Source organism: uncultured Cellulomonas sp. (genome assembly GCF_963527515.1).
Classification (GTDB): domain Bacteria; phylum Actinomycetota; class Actinomycetes; order Actinomycetales; family Cellulomonadaceae; genus Cellulomonas.
The window spans coordinates 135,680-151,110 of record NZ_CAURTV010000001.1 but is presented as its reverse complement, the minus strand read 5'-3'; the positions used below and the strand labels follow the sequence as shown (position 1 = coordinate 151,110).

Here is a 15,431-nt window from a genome sequence, read left to right as displayed (position 1 = left end):
ACCCGCATCACCGTCGCCATGACCCTTGTCGCGCTCGTGGCGACCCGGGCCGTACCAGCGCTGACCGCCGCGCTCTAGACCTGCGGTCGCCCAACCGGCCGGCCCGTGCCAGTGCTGGAGTCACGGGCCGACCCGCTCTCCAGCAGCCACGGCAGCATGAGTTCGTCGGAACGGCGTGAGACGAGATCGAGCAGCTGCGGGTCGTCGATGACGTGAGCGAGGACCGACAGCGCGAGCAGCGAGGACATCGCTGCGGCGTGCAGCACCTGGTAGTTCACCTCCGCCGACACACGGCGCTCTGGAAGCAGCTCGAACTGCTCAGAGCTCCCGTCGAGGTAGCCGGTCACGGACCTGAACGTCACGTGCGTCGCCTGGGACAGCAACGAGTAGATCAGCTCGAGGAACTCCTCGTGGTCGACCGCCCTCATCATCTTGCCGAAGTTCGGCCGACCGTGGACCTTCGGCGGAGTGCTCAGCTCGAGATGATCCATCCACACATGGTCGCCCGCACGCTGCGCGAACCGAACTTGAAAGTCGTGCATGCTCGCACGCACGCCTGCGCTCAGAAGCGCGTGACCACCGGGCGTCAGGTAGACCCACTGCGCGGTCACGGCGTGCTCGAACGCGGCACGGACGAGCGGGACTGCCTCGTGCTCGAACCCACTGGCGGCGGTGGCCGAGTAGGCCTCGGCGTACCTGATGGCCTGCCGGCAGACGCTATAGACGGTCAGGAACAGTCGATCGTTCTCCACCGGCACCCGGATCTGCTCAGGCGGCACGGCGAGCAGGGCAGCCTCCGCGATCCAGGCTTTGAGCGCTCGGGTCGTCGGCTTCATAGGCGAAGCCTGCCATCACACCGTCAGGCGAGCGGCAAACCGCACATCTACATGGCATGAGCCCGGAGCCGCGCCGCGGTGTCGAGGTGGCCGAGGCGATCCGCCGCTGTCGGACGTGCCCGGCCTGGCGATGTGTCCCGGTCGCCGGGCAGGTGCACCCTCGGTTGGGGATCTAGGGCGGGCGGAAGTATGGCGACCCGCCGCGTCGGCACAGACGGACCTCGCGCGCTGGTACTACTGGTGCGTGCACGAAGAGGACATCGACGGCGTAGCTGCTCTGACCCGCGCGGGCGCAGCTGGGTTCGTCGCCCTGTCAGCCTTGTACGACCCTGCGCTCGGCGTGATCGCCGCCGCCGCGTTGCCCGCCGTCGATTCCGCGATCGACCGTGTCCGGACGTTCAAGCGCGCGGTCTGCGGGTACACGATCCAAGTCGGAGCGGACGCAGCGGGAGTTACGCCGGACGATCTGGTCGCGCAGCTCGTCGAGACGCCGACGCGTCTCCTGCTGCTCGGCTCGGCGATGGAAGCTGCCGCCGAGTCCGCCTGGCAACACAAGTTCCGCGTTCTGGGTCGCGGCCTGGCGACTGGTGCCGTGCTCGACGACGACGCCCGGGTGATGGAAGAAGTTGCGTGGGTCCGCATCATGCGGAGCATTGAGGCGCCGCATCTGCGCATTCTGCAGTACCTGAGTCGGCAGGACCCGGAGCACCCGGGGCACATCATCGCGGCAAACCGATCCGAGCTACAGACGAGATCCGGGTTTCGCGAACTCATCATGCCCACGCTCGCAGCGTTGGAGAGAGACAGCTTGATCAAACCGACGGACGGGTCGGAGTTCGATTCTCATTTCCGAGCGCGGTGGGGCCTGACTGCCGGACGTGATCGCTCGGCTTATGTCCGGGGCGAGCTGCTGCTGCCGTGCCTTGCCCGGTTTCGCGCTGCCGGGGCCGAGGACACCTAGCGCATGCCCGCCGTGGGGTCGCTGGTGACCCGTGGGTGCTCTGGGGCCGCCGGGCCGGTCTAGCAGCGGAACGCTGGCAACGGCGCTCGGAATGGCAGAGGGAGGATTCGTCACCCCGCGCCCGGGCGGGTCGCCCGGTGGGACCGCAGCGCGCTGCCATGCTCCGAGCCATGAAGCCTCCGTGGGTGCTCGTCGGCGTGCTGGCCGTGCTGCTGGTCGGCTACGTCGTGAACGATCGGATCATGGCGTGGGACGACGACCAGAAGTGGCAGCACTGTTCCGAACTGCGAGCGCAAGAGGGGGCGGACTGGATCGACTGCCTGGGCGATCCCGCTAACGACCGCTGGCCTGTCGAGTTCTAGGCGCACCAACCATGGCGGCTCCCTACGTTGACGACCACACGCTGCGCGCGCACGCCGTCGTCTACGCACGCCGCGCTCGAGCGCAGGTCGAGGCGTTCGCTGAAGCCGACCAACGACAGAGCACGGCGTTCATGCACACTAAGCACCGCGAGTCGATCGGCACGTTGGACCCAGGCGACGCGACCACACGTTTCACCTATGGGCGCGTGTGGGATCTCGGGACCGAGCACTACCTCGCGTTCGTTCTGCTCGCGCAGGTCGCTAGGGCAGTCGACCGCCTCGGCCTCGACGTCCCCGCGTACCCGGGACCGTTGCCCATCAAGCTGCTGCGCAACCTCGACGAGCACTGGGACGAGATCGACGGGTCGGCGCTGCGAGCGCTGCGGGATCTCGAACCGACGGTTGCGAGGGGGCAAGTTTGGTTCGGCGGCGGCCTGGTGAAGATCGGTCACGCGACCACCGAGGAACTGCTCGCCTGGTTGGACGGCGTCGACAGCATCGTGCGTGCGGCGGCCGAGCGCGCCGGGAAGCCAATGCCGAGCGACGACGACGACGTCGACCTGTCGTCGCAGTGAGCCGTAACGTCGCGCGCACCCGGTCGGCGGGCACCCGCGCGAGCAAGTACCGGTCGTGCCGTACTGCCCAGTACGGGCGGCGGCTGACAGTGGAGCGGGCGCCCATGCCCATAGGTGTCTACGGGTGGCACCTCAGGTGCGAGGTAGCACATACGTGGCACGGCACAAGAAGACCGACCCGAAAATTGTCTGACCTGCGGTACTGATAGTGGGCGATACTGGGATCGAACCAGTGACCTCTTCCGTGTCAGAGATCGGGAGGGGGTCCGCGAGCATCCGCTGACGTCCATCCGTGCAGGTCAGAGCGTTACGGTGCAGTCGGTGGACGCCGCCGGACACCCCCGAACGCGTGCTGGTTGGCGTACGCAGTTGGCGTACGGCTCAAGTCGGGGCGGCCATGTGTCGTGCCGCCGTCTCGGAGGTGCGGATTCGGCAGAACAACGCCGTCACGAGCTGGCAATGCCCATTGCCTCATCGGAGAGATCACCAGACTCGCTGACGTTTACGCGATGCAGCGGGGCACCTGACGTTCAGCGTTCGCATCGCTCTTCCAGGAGCTGGCTGGGGATGCGCGCGTGCGCGGTGGCGGGCACAGCACACTCGTGATGTCCTCGATGCAGTCAGCAGCCAGGAAGGTGTCACCATGCAGTACCGCACGCTCGGCAACAGCGGAACGATCGTCTCGGCGCAGTGCCTTGGCACCATGACGTTCGGCGCCGAGGCGGACGAGCGGACGTCCGGCGAGATCTTGACGACTTTCGTCGAGCGCGGCGGGACGTTCGTCGACACCGCCGATGTCTACTCGCGCGGCGGCTCTGAGGAGATCCTCGGACGCTGGCTCGCCTCCCACCCCACGGACGCACGGCAGCTCGTCGTGGCTACCAAGGGGCGGTTCGCGATGGGAGACGGGCCGAACGACCTGGGCCTGTCTCGTCGCCATCTTCGCCAGGCGCTCGACGCGTCACTGCGTCGGCTCGGTGTCGAGCACATTGACCTCTACCAGATGCACGCCTGGGACGCGCTCACCCCTGTGGAGGAGACGCTCGGGTTCCTCGACGAGGCCGTCGTCGCGGGCAAGATCTCGTACTACGGATTCTCCAACTACCTCGGATGGCAGCTCACGAAGGCTGTCCACGTCGCGCGTTCGCACCACTGGTCGTCGCCCGTCACGCTGCAGCCGCAGTACAACCTGCTGGTACGCGACATCGAGCACGAGGTCGTTCCCGCAGCGCTCGACGCCGGGCTCGGGCTGTTGCCGTGGTCGCCGTTGGCCGGCGGCTGGCTCTCCGGGAAGTACGCGCGGGATGTCCCCCCGCAGGGCGCGACCCGGCTGGGCGAGGATCCCGCCCGAGGCATGGAAGCGTGGGAGGCACGCAACGCCGACGACAGGACGTGGCGTGTCATCGACGCCGTCCGGGAGGTCGCCGACGCCCGCGAGGTGACCATGTCCCAGGTCGCCTTGGCATGGCTCGCGGGCCGCCCGGCGGTCACCTCGGTCATCATCGGAGCCCGCACCAGCGAGCAGCTTGGCGACAACCTGGTCGCCGCCGATCTGCTGCTCACCGACGACGAGCTCAAGCGGCTGACCGAGGTCAGCGCCCCCAGGGTCGACGACTACCCCTACGGCGCCGCAGGCGTGGCGCAACGGCACCGGGGTGGGTTCTGATCCACTCAGCTCGCCCACGACTCAGAGCGCACCGTGATCGGGTTGGGAGGCCGGCCCTGCCGACGGCGCTCGCGCGACGGTCCGACGCCCCGGCGGGCACGCCCCGCGCTAAGGGAGGAATCGGTCGATCCAGCGCAGTGCCGGGCCGACGACGGGGCGCTCGTGCCACCCGCCTGCGATCGCGAACTCCCGTGCCCGTCGCAGGATCGATCGCCCACGTGTCGCGGCTGTCGGGTGCGTGCGATGGTGCTGGTCTCTCGCGCGTCGGTGCAGATCGCGGGCACAGGCACCGCAGACGGTCACCTCGTGGTGGTCGCCGAGCCTGACGAGCTCGTCGTCGGGAAACGCGGAGCCGCAGCACCAACAGCGGGGCTCGTCTGCTCCGGCCAGGTCGGGCCGGGTCATCGCAGCACAGACGACAGCTGCTCCACGGTGGGCGATCCCGCAAGCCCGTCCGGCGTGCCGAAGAGGCGGCACGACAGACCGCCGAGCGTCGCGCCCGGTGCTCGGAACGGGTCGCGACCGTTCACCAGGATCGTCGGTGACCCTGCGAACCCGGACACCGCGGCGCCCTCGGCCGTGTCCACCTGCACGTAGGAGATCGGCTGATCTGCACGCCCGACCGCAGTCAGCGCCTCTCGCAGCCGCTCGTCGGCGAGTCGCCAGTGCGGGCACTGATAGAAGTACAGCAGCTCCACATCCACGGCGTCATCGTCCCACCCCGAGGCGACGGTGGGACCGCTCACGCGTTGACCCCCAACTCTCCGGGCGCCAGGCGAGCTCACCGATGCTGGGCTGCCCGCCGTGCCATTGCGACCCAGGATGCGTCGGGCCCCCTTCGTCGACAGGAGCCACGCGGCCAGCATCGCGAGCGGCGATTTCAACGAACCTTGATGCGATGACAACGGGGGACAGCTGGCGGTGGGGCGACCCTAGGCCTGCGGGCGTGCCTACCGCGCTCGTCTTCCTGTGCCCCGCCTGAGGCCCCCGACCCGGGCGGGGCACAGGTATAGACCTCGCCAGTGGCCGCCCCCGGAGCTCCGGCGCGGAGCGCATGCTGCTCTGGGAACAGACCAGAGGCGCTGTCTGCCCGAGGAGGTGCCGCGACCGCAGACGGTCTGCAGGACGTCTGCGATCTCCGGACTCTCCGCGCCGCGTCGTCGATGCCTAGGACAGCGCAGTGGGCGTGGACAGCCAACCGGACGCTCGGGAAGTCGTTGGAGGGTCGCCAGGGAGTAGTCGCTGCACGCGAGGGACGCCCAGGATGACGGCGTCTTGCGGGGTGCGATTGGGCTACATCGTCGATGAAGTTTCGATGGAGGTTGCTCCCCAGGACCTACAGGTCCCAGGTGTGCGGGCCTGCGGACGTCGACAGTTCTGACGGAACCGTCTTCGAGGAGCTCACATGCACCCCACCCTTGTCCGTCTGCCCGCCGTCGTGGCGCTTGCTGCGTCGCTCACCGTCGTTCCCGCAGCTGCGTTCGCGACGGCGCCCGACGCGGTGCAGCAGGGCACCAGTTCGGGCTCCGAGGCGGGTGCAGAACCCCAGGAGTCTGCGACAGGGTCCTCCACCCACGACATGGAAGAGATGGAGGGTGCGGACGGCGTGGACGACATGGAGGGCATGCCGGACATGGAGGGGATGGACCACGGCGGCGCCGCCGTGGAGACCGGCGACGAGCCGGCCGGCGAGCACAGCGAGCACAACCCGAGCACTGAGGACGGCGGTGGCCACGCAGACGCGGCCCCGCCGACGTCCCGCCCGCGCGTGGCCGTGCTGTCGGCCTTCGCCGGCGTGAACGCGGTTGTGCTGGGTGCCGCAGCGGTACTGCGGCGACGTGACCGCGACCGGCCACGCCACCGGCCCCGCCCGGCCGCCACCCCCGCCGCTGCCTAACCCTCGCGAAGGACACCACGATGACCACGCTCACTCCGCCGCCCGAGGTCGACGTCGTCGACGAGGACGTTACGCTCGGCCCGGATCTGACCCCGCCGCCGGTGGGCCGCAACCTCATGACGATCCCGTGGATCGCCCGCTCGCTGCGCTCCGGCTGGTACCCGAAGATCTTCCAGATCCCCGTCGCTGCGGTCTTCGGACTGGTCGCCTACCAGCTGCTGGTCGGCCCCGACGTGGCCCACGAGAACGCCGGCACTGCCCTGATGTGGGTGCTGTGGTGGCCGGTCATCCCGATCGTATTCGTGCTGCTCGGCCGCTTCTGGTGCGCCGTGTGCCCCTTCGGCGCGATCTCCGACTTCGCGCAGAAGTGGGTCGGCGTCAACCGGCCGGTTCCCAACTTCTTGAAGAACTACGGCATCTGGATCATCGACGCGTCATTCCTGGCGATCACCTGGGCCGACCACGTCTGGGGCGTCGTGGAGTCCCCGTGGGGTTCCGGGGTCCTCCTCCTGCTGCTGACCACCGCCGTGATCGCCTCCGGTGCCCTGTTCCAGCGACGCACGTTCTGCCGGTACCTGTGCTTCCTCGGCGGCCTGTCGGGCAACTACGCCCGCACCGGCATGGTCGAGCTGCGTGCCGACTCCGACATCTGCAGGACCTGCAAGGCCAAAGCCGTCTGCTACAACGGCAACGACAAGGTGGCCGGGTGCCCGCTGTTCACCTTCCCTCGCACGATGGAGGACTCGGCGAACTGCAACCTGTGCGCGAACTGCATCAAGTCCTGCCCCAACGACGCGATCCAGGTCCGGCTGCGCAAGCCCACCAGCGAGCTGTGGTTCATCACGAAGCCCAAGATCGAGCAGTCGATGCTCGCCATGGCGATCATGGGCATCGTCCTGATCCAAAACGTCACCATGCTCGAGGTCTGGAACAGCGTCCTTGCCGAGATCGAGGCGCTCACGGGGATCACCAGCTACGCCGTGATCTTCACCGTGGCGTTCGCCGTCGCTGTGTCGGTGCCCGTCGGCCTGCTTGCCCTCGCATCTCGCATCGCAGCCGGCCGCAACCTCGAAGACACCAAGATGAACTTCGCTCGCTTCGGGTACGCGCTCATCCCCCTGGACGTGGCCGCGCACCTCGCGCACAACCTGTTCCACCTGCTCGCCGAGGGCGGCTCGGTCTACTACACGGTCGCCAACCTGTTCGGTGCCGGCGTCAGCGGTGACCCGGCACTGATGAGCACGGGCACCATCCAGGTGCTGCAGTTCGCGCTCCTGGCCCTCGGGATCGCCGGCTCCATCTACACCGCGAAGCGGATCTCCTACCGCCGGTACCGCACCGCCGCCCGCAGGCGCTCCACGCTGACGCCCTACGTCGCGATCATCGCGCTGCTCGGCGCGATCAACGTGTGGATGTTCCTCCTGCCCATGGCCCACCGCATGTGAGCAGTGGGCACCGCCTTCCCGATCATCACCCTCTCACCGCGACCCCAGGAGGCCGACCCATGCCTGCGCCCCGCTCGACGGCACACGAGACGACCACGGACCCATCCACACCCACAGCGCTCCGAGTCGCCATCGTCGGCGCCGGCCCGGCCGGCATCTACGCCGCCGACATCCTGTCCAAGGCCGGCCTTGACGTCAGCATCGACCTCTTCGAGCGGCTGCCGGCGCCGTTCGGCCTGGTGCGCTACGGCGTCGCGCCCGACCACCCGCGGATCAAGCAGATCATCGTCGCCCTGCACAAGATCCTCGACCGCGGCGACATCCGCCTGCTGGCGAACGTGGACTACGGCACGGACGTGACCCTGGACGACCTGCGCCGGTTCTACGACGCGGTCATCTTCTCCACGGGCTCCATCCGGGACGCCGCACTGCCGGTCCCGGGGATCGACCTCGAGGGCTCCTACGGCGCCGCGGACTTCGTGTCCTGGTACGACGGGCACCCGGACGTCCCGCGCACGTGGCCGCTGAACTCCCAGCACGTCGCCGTCCTCGGCGCGGGCAACGTGGCGCTCGACGTGGCTCGCATCCTGGCCAAGCACGCCGACGACCTGCTGCCCACAGAGATTCCCGCGAACGTCTACGACCAGCTGAAGGCGTCGCCCGTCACGGACGTGCACGTGTTCGCTCGGCGTGGCCCCGCGCAGGTCAAGTTCTCGCCCCTGGAGCTCCGCGAGCTCGGCCACGTCCCGGACGTCGACGTCATCGTCTACCCCGAGGACTTCGACTTCGACGAGGGCTCGATGGCCGCCATCCACTCCTCGAACCAGACCAAGCAGGTGGTCAAGACCCTGACGGACTGGACGCTGAAGGAGGCAGAGGAGAACACCGCCAGCCGGCGCATCCACCTGCACTTCCTGCACAAGCCGGTCGAGGTCCTCGGCGAAGACGGCAAGGTCATCGCGCTGCGCACCGAGCGCACCGCCCTGAACGGGGACGGCAACGTGTCCGGCACCGGCGAGCTGCACGACTGGCCCGTCCAGGCCGTCTACCGCGCGGTCGGGTACTTCGGCTCGCCGCTGGCGGACATCCCCTTCGACGACGTCGCCGGCGTGATCCCCAACCGTGAGGGCCGCGTCGTTGACGCTGACGGTCAGCACCTCCCGGGCGTCTATGCCACGGGCTGGATCAAGCGCGGACCGGTCGGTCTCATCGGGCACACGAAGTCCGATGCGTCCGAGACGATCAAGCACCTCGTCTCGGACGTCGACCGCCTGCAGCGACCCGAGCACCCTGACCCCCGGGCACTCACGGCACTGCTCATCGAACGCGGCATCGACCCCATCGAGTGGTCCGGCTGGCAGCTTCTCGACGCCTACGAGCAGTCGCTCGGAGCGGCGCACGGCCGCGAGCGCATCAAGGTCGTTCCCCGAGAGGAAATGGTTGCTGTCAGCCGCCGTCAGCCGTGAGCGTGAGCTTGGGCGGTGGGGGCTGAGCCGCGGGCTGTGCGCCGGGTCCGTGGTTTCACCACGGCCGAGCTGCGCCGTAGCGCGGTCCAGGCTCCCGCCGCCAGTACGGCGAGCCAGCCAAGACCCAGCACGAGGTATCCGGCCTCGTCGAATGTCGACGTGAGCGCGGCGTCGGTCAGGACTCGGATCCCGCCGTAGCCAGGCAGGACCTCCGCCCACCCCGGGGGCGCACCTCGGAGCATCGGGCTCTGAGCAATGCCCAGGTCCATGAAAGGCAGCAGGAACGCGACGAAGACACCGCTCACCCGGCCCAGAACGGGCCCGATGATCACTCCGAGGAAGGCGTACGTCAACGCCACCAGGAGGTTCGCCATGCCGTAGAGCACCCACTGGTGCGCATCGAAGACCAGCGCCGTCACGGCGAGCGAGGCCACCGTGGCCAGGGTCGCCGCCATCGAGACCACCGTGAGCCGAGCACTCGCCAAAGTGCTGGAACGCATGCCGGCAAGGGTCAGCCGCTGATCGCCGGAGCGGGCGTCGAGTGCGAGGAACAGTCCCGCCAGGGTGGCCAGGGACGCCACGGCGATCGGTGCCATCGTGCCGGCGTGCATGTGCGCGGGGTCCATCGCCCGGGTCACGAGCGTGCCGCCCTCGTTGAGGACGACGGGCGTCGAGCCGGAGGGTGTGATCGCGTCGGCGAGCAGGACGAACACCGCCGGCACGACCGCGAGAAGCACCCACAGCACCGGGTTGCGACGCCACTCCCGCAGGCCGGTGCCGAGCGCTGCGCGCAGCTGGTCCGGCCGGGAGCCGGCGGCGAGCGTTCGCCGCGCGGCCGCCTGGCCCGGTGGCCGAAGAACCACGAGCGCGACCGTCGCGGATGCGGCGGTCCACGCGAGTGCCCACCCGAGATCCCCTATTCGGCCCTCGTGCCCGGACGGGACGCCGACCATCCACAAGGACACGAAGTGCGTCGGTAGCGCGCGGGAGATCGGTTGCGTCGACCCGCTCAGCGTCGGACCGAAGAAGACGTCCAGGATCCAGATGAATAGGATCAGCACCGTGCCGTTCACCGGGTTGCGCACCCGGGACCCGACCGCCGCGCCGATGCCGAGATAGATCACTGAGAACATCACGGTCCCCGCGACCACGCGGCCCGGGTCCTCCAGGCCTGACGTTGCGACGAGTGCCAGCAGCGCGGCCGCGGACGCGAGCGACGCGATGATCAGGCCGCACAGGACGCGTGCCTGTGCGAGCCGGCGACCGGGCAGCCCGGCGAGCACGAGGCGACGGTCGGTGTCCCGACCGGCCGAGACCTGGAAGTACATGGCGAGTGCGGAGATGAAGGCCGAGGCCCATCCCGCGGTCACCGCCTCGATGGCGGGCGCGCCCCCCTGCCCACCCAAGAGGCGAGCCGCGTCGGCGAGCGCAGGAGCCGCGGCGACGACGAAGGCCACAGGCACGAGGACGAGCACCAGCAGGTTCGTCCTGTTGCGTGCGTAGTCGGCAAGGAACCCGCGGACGAGTGCAGGGATCATCGTGGCACCGCCCGTCCATCGCGCAGGTCCAGGATGCGGTCGAAACGCTCCTCGTCGGCGACGAAGTGACTGATGATGAGGACGCTTCGCCCGGCGATCCTGCGATCTGCGACGAGGTCCCAGAAGCGTAGGTACGTATCCCAGTCGAAGCCGGCGTAAGGCTCGTCGAGCAGGAGGACCTCGGGGTCGGCGAGCAGCGCGAGACCCAGGTTGAGCTTGGCGGTCGTGCCTCCAGATAGCTGACTCACGCGCGCTCGTGCGTATCGCTCAAAGCCGAGCGCCGCGTAGATCGAGGCTCGTGACTCACGTTCCACCCGGCCGGCGATCCCGTAGGCATGGCCGAAGAGCTCAAAGTGCTCGTCGCACGTCAGTCGCTCGTAAAGCTGAGGAACCTGCGGGCAGTAGCCGAGCCGCGTCGCGCGCTCGACCTCGCCGGCGTCAGGAGCGAGGGCGCCCACGAGGATCTTCATCAGCGTGGACTTGCCCGATCCGTTCTCACCGACGAGACCCACGACTTCTCCCTTGTGCATGGAGAAGTTGACGCCCGCGAGGACGGGGACGGCTCGCCGCGCGGGCCACGAGCCGCGCCTGTACGCCTTGTCGATGCCGTGCGCGGCGAGAACGACACCTCCGGATCCGGTCAACTGCGACGAAGCGTCCATGACCGTGACTCCTTCCATACCCCCTGGGGGTATGCGAGTCACGCTAGCACTCCGACGAGCGAGCGGATGCGGCCGGGGCGATGAAGATCTAGTCAAGGTCCGGTGCGATCCGCGGCACCGCAGATTCGTCGGATCCGTCGGATCCGTCGACCGAGGATCACCGAGATGAGATCGCCCGTCGGCTGGGCTGACCTTGGGTGTGCACGTGCCGCCGCCCCACAACCTTTATGGAGCGTTGATCGTTCCTCCACGAGACACCTGCTCGCCTCGCGAATGCTTAGGCTATGGACTCCGTGAAGGAACAGCCGCTCGTCGTACCGAGCGCTTCAGCGACAGATCACCCCTCCGGTGTGCGCACCCTGTGGACAGCGCTCAACGGCGCCCTCGGTGCCGTCTCTGGCGTGGCGCCGCACATCCTGCACCACGTCGGTCCGCTGGTGGGCACAGCGCTGGTGGCAGGAGCGGGGGGCACGCTCGTCTTCGGCGTGCTGGGGCTGGCGTTGTCCGTGCCATTCCTGATCCGGCTCCACAGGCGATTCTCGAGCTGGTGGGCGCCCGCCCTGGCTCTCGCGCTGTTCGCAGGGATGTTCGCACTGTCGACGTTCGTCGTCGGCCCTCGCCTGAGCGGCGTCGATTCGCCCCCACAGGACGTCTCGCCAACGGAGCACGCGGGCCACCACGAGTCGCCCTCGGACAACTGAGTCTCAGACAGGGGCATCAGTCGGGTGCGCCGGGCCATGCTCCCGTCGGATAGGCGCATGCCGGCGCGCGACGTCCCAGAGCCGGCGGGAGCGTGACCGTCAGCGCACCGGGACCGCCGCGACCCGCTGGGACACGGTGCTGGTGGCCCGGGGGTTCTCCTCGAGCGAGACAGCCTGGAAGTTCCGCAGGCGCAAGCTGTTGGTGACTACGAAGACCGACGAGAACGCCATGGCCGCCCCCGCGATCAGCGGGTTGAGCAACCCGGAGATGGCGAGGGGGATCGCGGCCACGTTGTACGCGAACGCCCAGAAGAGGTTGCCCTTGATCGTGGACAGCGTCCTACGCGACAGACGCACGGCGTCGACCGCAGCCCGAAGATCACCCCGAACGAGCGTCAGGTCGCTCGCCTCGATGGCGACGTCCGTTCCAGTGCCCATCGCGATACCCAGGTCCGACTGAGCGAGGGCTGCGGCGTCATTCACCCCGTCGCCCACCATCGCGACGACCCGTCCGCTCTCCTGCATCTCGCGCACTACGCGGACCTTGTCCTCCGGCAGAACTTCGGCGACGACCTCGTCGATCCCGACCTCGGCGCCGACCGCCCTGGCCGCCCGGTAGTTGTCACCGGTCAGCAGAACCGGTCGCAGGCCGAGCGCCTTGAGCTCGGCGACCGCCTGACGGGACGTCGGCTTGAGCGTGTCGGACACGATGAGTAGACCGCGAAGTGCGCCGTCCCATCCGACGGCCACAACGGTGCGCCCGGCCGACTCAGCAGCCTCGAGAATCGGTCCCAGCTCGGAGTCGAGGTGGAGGCCCCACTGCTTCGCCATCCACGACACCCGCCCTGCAGCGACAGCATGCCCGTCGACGACCCCGGAGACGCCCAGACCTTGGGTGTTCGCGAACTGTTCCACGGTAGGCAGGATGCTCACTTCGCTTCGCGCCCCTGCTGTGATGGCCCGCGCGATCGGGTGCTCGGAAGCGTCCTCGAGCGCTCCGGCGATGCGCAGCACCTCGTCGCGCGTGGAGGTGCCGGCGGGTCGTACCTCCACGAGCTGCATCTGCCCGCTCGTCACGGTTCCCGTCTTGTCCAGGACGATCGTGTCGACCTGGCGGGTGGACTCCAGCACCTCGGGTCCCTTGATCAGGATGCCCAGCTGGGCGCCCCGGCCGGTACCCACCATGAGAGCGGTGGGCGTGGCCAGGCCGAGCGCGCAGGGGCAGGCGATGATGAGCACGGCCACGGCGGCGGTGAACGCAGCCTCCGCCCCAGCGCCTGCCCCGAGCCAGAACCCGAGCGTGGCGACCGCGAGGCCGATCACGATCGGCACGAACACCGCAGAGATCCTGTCCGCGAGACGTTGCACCGGCGCCTTTCCGGTCTGCGCCTCCTCCACCAGGCGAGCCATCTGGGCGAGTTCGGTGTCGGCTCCGACCCGAGTTGCGCGGACGAGGAGCCTGCCACCGGCGTTCACTGTGGCGCCCACGACGGTGTCACCCGGTCCGACCTCCACCGGCACCGGCTCGCCGGTGAGCATCGACGCGTCGACGGCCGACGCACCCTCGACGACCATGCCGTCGGTCGCGACCTTCTCCCCGGGCCGAACGACGAAGATGTCACCGACGACCAGGTCAGTCACGGCTATCCGCACCTCGGTCCCGCCGCGCACGACTCCGACGTCTTTGGCTCCGAGCTCCATGAGCGCGCGAAGTGCCGCGCCCGAGCGCTTCTTGGCGCCTGCCTCGAAGTAGCGCCCGAGGAGGATGAAGACCGTGACGGCTGCCGCGACCTCGAGGTAGATCTCGTGGCCTCCGCCACCGCGGTCCGGCACGATGTCGAACGCCATGCGCATTCCCGGCCTGCCGGCTGCCCCGAGGAACAGCGCGTACAGGGACCACCCGAAGGCTGCCAGGACCCCGACACTGATGAGGGTGTCCATGGTCGCCGCCGCGTGCCGGGCGTTCGCCCAGGCGGCGCGGTGGAACGGCCACGCTCCCCAGACGACGACGGGTGCGGCGAGGGTCAGCGACAGCCACTGCCAGTTGTCGAACTGCAGCGGCTCGACCATCGAGAGAATCAGGACGGGCGCGGTGAGGACGGCCGAGAGCGTGAGCCGGTGCCGTAGGGCCGCCGTCTCGTCTTCGACCTCGGCGTCCGGACCAGCAGCCGGCTCGGATCGGTTGGTCTCACGAGGGCGGGCGCTGTAGCCCGTCGCCTCGACGACAGCGACGGCCTCGTCGATCGTGGTGCCTTCAGGCAGCGTGAGCGTGGCCTTCTCGGTCGCGTAGTTGACGCTCGCCTCGACGCCAGGCATGCGGTTGAGCCGCTTCTCGATCCGTGCGGCGCAGGACGAGCAGGTCATCCCGCCGATCTCGAGCTCAATGGCCCGGGTCACCGGGCCTCCGTTCTGGTGGTCACTCGTGGTCGGCCGGCATGTCAGCGGGCTGGTCTACCGAGGACGGTGACGGGTTGATGTCGATCGGCCCGATGGTGGCCCCGACGCCGAGTCCGACGCCGAGGGCCGCCGCCAGAACGAGCCCGAATCCTGCAAGCCGTCCCGCATCGTTCACGCCGATTCGCCGACGAGCTCGTATCCCGCCTCGTCCACGGCAGCGCGGACATCGTCCAGAGAGAGCTCTGCGTCGCTGCTGACGACGACGCGGGATGTGCCGTCGTGCACCAGGGCGATGTCGACGCTCTGAACGCCGGGGAGCTTGGTGATCTCGGTTGTGACCGACGAGACGCAGTGTCCGCAGGTCATTCCGGCGACCTCGTAGTTGGTGGTGCTCATGGCGTTCTCCTCTGAGTGGGTGTGTGCTGACGAGGATCAATGATACCCCCTGGGGGTATCGGCAGTTGTCGTCGATCGTGAGCCGCGCGGATGACCCGCACCGAGCGGGGAAGGGGGTGCTAGGAGGTGTGGTGGTGGCCGACGGGCTCGTCCCTATCGCCGTAGGGGGCGTCGGACGCCTCATCGCTGCCCTTGCTGCCGTGCCCGGAGTGCCCGGAATGACCGCCCAACATCATGGCGACCATCATGAGCGGGCACGAGAGGAGGACTGCGTACCGCAGGGCTTCCCCGGCCGAGTTCCCGAAGAGCAGCAAGACACCAAACAATCCCGCCGCGATTAGCGCCATCCACTTCACATGCGCGAGCCCGCCGTGGTTCATCGTCATCCAACCCTTCGATACACCGGTCCGCTGTCTGCCGTCGGTCCCGCATGGAGCCCGGCTGCCTGCGGGAGAACCCGCTGCCTGAAAGCGTGCGTCGAGAGGCACGCATGTACGGCTGAGGCCGCGTCAAGAACCGCTGAAGAAGC

The 15,431-nt window shown here is 68.7% G+C and carries 15 protein-coding genes; 8 read left to right on the top strand and 7 right to left on the bottom strand.

Annotated features, from left to right (window positions below; all coding sequences use genetic code 11):
* Positions 1–74: 74 nt before the first annotated feature.
* Positions 75–836 (bottom strand): DUF5677 domain-containing protein, encoded by a 762-nt coding sequence (locus RYN42_RS00660; protein WP_315092847.1) that lies wholly within the window; start codon positions 834–836, stop codon positions 75–77.
* 244 nt (positions 837–1,080) lie between these two features.
* Here RYN42_RS00660 and RYN42_RS00655 point away from each other — a divergent pair, with 244 nt between their 5' ends.
* The 4 genes from RYN42_RS00655 (at position 1,081) to RYN42_RS00640 (ending at position 4,400) form a co-directional block, all read left to right on the top strand.
* A complete protein-coding gene (locus RYN42_RS00655) occupies positions 1,081–1,797 on the top strand; it encodes a hypothetical protein (protein ID WP_315092845.1) in 717 nt (238 codons plus the stop codon).
* 170 nt (positions 1,798–1,967) lie between these two features.
* Positions 1,968–2,159: a hypothetical protein gene (locus tag RYN42_RS00650; RefSeq protein ID WP_315092844.1), complete on the top strand. Its 192-nt coding sequence runs from the start codon at positions 1,968–1,970 to the stop codon at positions 2,157–2,159.
* Between the two features lie 11 nt (positions 2,160–2,170).
* A complete protein-coding gene (locus RYN42_RS00645) occupies positions 2,171–2,734 on the top strand; it encodes a hypothetical protein (protein WP_315092843.1) in 564 nt (187 codons plus the stop codon).
* 643 nt (positions 2,735–3,377) lie between these two features.
* On the top strand, positions 3,378–4,400 hold the full coding sequence (locus tag RYN42_RS00640; protein WP_315092841.1) for an aldo/keto reductase: 1,023 nt from the start codon (positions 3,378–3,380) through the stop codon (positions 4,398–4,400).
* A 401-nt stretch (positions 4,401–4,801) separates the two neighbouring features.
* Here RYN42_RS00640 and RYN42_RS00635 read toward each other — a convergent pair whose 3' ends face one another.
* Positions 4,802–5,146: a thioredoxin family protein gene (locus RYN42_RS00635; protein ID WP_315092839.1), complete on the bottom strand. Its 345-nt coding sequence runs from the start codon at positions 5,144–5,146 to the stop codon at positions 4,802–4,804.
* Between the two features lie 659 nt (positions 5,147–5,805).
* Between RYN42_RS00635 and RYN42_RS00630 the strand changes: the two genes are divergently transcribed.
* The 3 genes from RYN42_RS00630 to RYN42_RS00620 are packed head-to-tail and all read left to right on the top strand — an operon-like array spanning position 5,806 to position 9,208.
* Entirely contained in the window at positions 5,806–6,297 is a 492-nt protein-coding gene (locus RYN42_RS00630) for a hypothetical protein (protein WP_315092838.1), read from the top strand.
* 20 nt (positions 6,298–6,317) lie between these two features.
* Positions 6,318–7,742 (top strand): 4Fe-4S binding protein, encoded by a 1,425-nt coding sequence (locus RYN42_RS00625; protein ID WP_315092837.1) that lies wholly within the window; start codon positions 6,318–6,320, stop codon positions 7,740–7,742.
* Positions 7,743–7,801: 59 nt separating this feature from the next.
* Complete coding sequence (locus tag RYN42_RS00620; RefSeq protein WP_315092836.1) at positions 7,802–9,208, top strand: FAD-dependent oxidoreductase; 1,407 nt, start codon at positions 7,802–7,804, stop codon at positions 9,206–9,208.
* Here RYN42_RS00620 and RYN42_RS00615 read toward each other — a convergent pair.
* Together RYN42_RS00615 and RYN42_RS00610 are read right to left on the bottom strand one after the other, a co-directional pair.
* On the bottom strand, positions 9,199–10,746 hold the full coding sequence (locus RYN42_RS00615) for an ABC transporter permease (RefSeq protein ID WP_315092835.1): 1,548 nt from the start codon (positions 10,744–10,746) through the stop codon (positions 9,199–9,201). The two genes, RYN42_RS00620 and RYN42_RS00615, sit on opposite strands and share 10 nt — an antisense overlap.
* On the bottom strand, positions 10,743–11,408 hold the full coding sequence (locus tag RYN42_RS00610) for an ABC transporter ATP-binding protein (protein WP_315092833.1): 666 nt from the start codon (positions 11,406–11,408) through the stop codon (positions 10,743–10,745). Before RYN42_RS00610 ends, RYN42_RS00615 begins: the two co-directional genes overlap by 4 nt.
* A 401-nt stretch (positions 11,409–11,809) precedes the next feature.
* On the opposite strand from RYN42_RS00610, the gene RYN42_RS00605 reads away from it, so the two are divergent.
* Positions 11,810–12,109, top strand: a complete 300-nt coding sequence (locus RYN42_RS00605; RefSeq protein WP_315092831.1) for a hypothetical protein — start codon at positions 11,810–11,812, stop codon at positions 12,107–12,109.
* A gap of 99 nt (positions 12,110–12,208) precedes the next feature.
* Here RYN42_RS00605 and RYN42_RS00600 read toward each other — a convergent pair whose 3' ends face one another.
* The 3 genes from RYN42_RS00600 to RYN42_RS00590 all read right to left on the bottom strand — a co-directional run bounded on the left by RYN42_RS00600 (position 12,209) and on the right by RYN42_RS00590 (position 15,288).
* Positions 12,209–14,506, bottom strand: a complete 2,298-nt coding sequence (locus RYN42_RS00600; protein ID WP_399552354.1) for a heavy metal translocating P-type ATPase — start codon at positions 14,504–14,506, stop codon at positions 12,209–12,211.
* A gap of 171 nt (positions 14,507–14,677) precedes the next feature.
* On the bottom strand, positions 14,678–14,902 hold the full coding sequence (locus RYN42_RS00595) for a heavy-metal-associated domain-containing protein (RefSeq protein WP_056091059.1): 225 nt from the start codon (positions 14,900–14,902) through the stop codon (positions 14,678–14,680).
* Between the two features lie 119 nt (positions 14,903–15,021).
* On the bottom strand, positions 15,022–15,288 hold the full coding sequence (locus RYN42_RS00590) for a DUF2933 domain-containing protein (protein ID WP_056091061.1): 267 nt from the start codon (positions 15,286–15,288) through the stop codon (positions 15,022–15,024).
* Positions 15,289–15,431 lie beyond the last annotated feature (143 nt).

Excerpts from the sequence above, each read along its gene's own strand:
- RYN42_RS00590 (WP_056091061.1), bottom strand. The coding sequence starts at position 15,288 with ATGACGATGAACCACGGCGGGCTCGCGCATGTGAAGTGGATGGCGCTA.
- RYN42_RS00660 (WP_315092847.1), bottom strand. The coding sequence starts at position 836 with ATGAAGCCGACGACCCGAGCGCTCAAAGCCTGGATCGCGGAGGCTGCC.
- RYN42_RS00650 (WP_315092844.1), top strand. The coding sequence starts at position 1,968 with ATGAAGCCTCCGTGGGTGCTCGTCGGCGTGCTGGCCGTGCTGCTGGTC.
- RYN42_RS00595 (WP_056091059.1), bottom strand. The coding sequence starts at position 14,902 with ATGAGCACCACCAACTACGAGGTCGCCGGAATGACCTGCGGACACTGC.
- RYN42_RS00630 (WP_315092838.1), top strand. The coding sequence starts at position 5,806 with ATGCACCCCACCCTTGTCCGTCTGCCCGCCGTCGTGGCGCTTGCTGCG.
- RYN42_RS00640 (WP_315092841.1), top strand. The coding sequence starts at position 3,378 with ATGCAGTACCGCACGCTCGGCAACAGCGGAACGATCGTCTCGGCGCAG.
- RYN42_RS00615 (WP_315092835.1), bottom strand. The coding sequence starts at position 10,746 with ATGATCCCTGCACTCGTCCGCGGGTTCCTTGCCGACTACGCACGCAAC.
- RYN42_RS00610 (WP_315092833.1), bottom strand. The coding sequence starts at position 11,408 with ATGGACGCTTCGTCGCAGTTGACCGGATCCGGAGGTGTCGTTCTCGCC.
- RYN42_RS00645 (WP_315092843.1), top strand. The coding sequence starts at position 2,171 with ATGGCGGCTCCCTACGTTGACGACCACACGCTGCGCGCGCACGCCGTC.
- RYN42_RS00620 (WP_315092836.1), top strand. The coding sequence starts at position 7,802 with ATGCCTGCGCCCCGCTCGACGGCACACGAGACGACCACGGACCCATCC.
- RYN42_RS00625 (WP_315092837.1), top strand. The coding sequence starts at position 6,318 with ATGACCACGCTCACTCCGCCGCCCGAGGTCGACGTCGTCGACGAGGAC.